Annotated in this window: 1 protein-coding gene; it reads left to right on the top strand. The window is 68.8% G+C overall.

The window, feature by feature from the left end; genetic code table 11:
• Positions 1–117: 117 nt before the first annotated feature.
• The coding region (locus QWJ46_RS31055) for an IS110 family transposase (protein ID WP_302756371.1) at positions 118–821 on the top strand (704 nt) is incomplete at its 3' end.

The raw sequence follows: 821 nt of genomic DNA, 5'->3' as shown, positions 1-821 counted from the left end.
CGGGGATGCGTGTCATCCTTGGGTTTCGAACTCGTACCTCAGCGAGCATCTCCGTCGCCATGTCTTCGCTCGAACGGTTGATTGGGCTTCGAGCCCGCGTTGCAAGGAGGAGCACCCATGCATATCCCGCAAGCTTTCATGGTCGGCATCGATGTCTCGAAAGCCCATTTCGACGTGGCCGTCGAGGGCAAACGCGCCGTTGTCCGTTTCGACAACGACGCGCCAGGCCGGGCCGCGCTGGCGACGGCGATAGCCGGCGCCGAGCTGGTCGTCGTCGAGGCCACCGGCGGTTACGAGATGGCGATCGTCAGGGCGCTGATGGCCGCCGGTATTGCCGTCGCCGTCGTCAATCCCCGCCAGGTGCGCGATTTCGCCAGGGCCAGCGGCCGGCTGGCCAAGACCGATCAGGTCGACGCCCGCGTCATTCTCCACTTCGCCAGAGCGATGCGGCCGGCACAGATCCCCCATATCGACGACGGCCGCATCGCGCTTGCTGCCCTGGTCGCCCGCCGCCGCCAGCTCATCGACATGGCGGTCGCTGAGAAGAACCGCCTCGAACACGCCCCGCAGGCCGTCGCCGCCCTGATCGGCGAGACCCTCGCCGCCCTCAAGAGCCAGCTCGCCCGCGTCGATGCCGCCATCGCGCTCGCCATCGAGGCCGAGCCCGACATGGCCGCACGCCGCGACCTGCTGCTGACCGTGCCGGGCATCGGCGAGGTCGGCGCCGCCGTGCTCATCGCCGAACTGCCCGAACTCGGCGCCATCGACGACAAGAAACTCGCAGCCCTCGTCGGCGTCGCCCCGGTCGCCCACGACAGCGG

The sequence above is a fragment of the Rhizobium sp. CBN3 genome, assembly GCF_030518245.1.
GTDB classification, from domain to species: Bacteria; Pseudomonadota; Alphaproteobacteria; order Rhizobiales; family Rhizobiaceae; genus Rhizobium; species Rhizobium aethiopicum_A.
The sequence above is the reverse complement of the archived record's forward strand: the minus strand, read 5'-3'. Positions and strand labels throughout refer to the sequence as shown.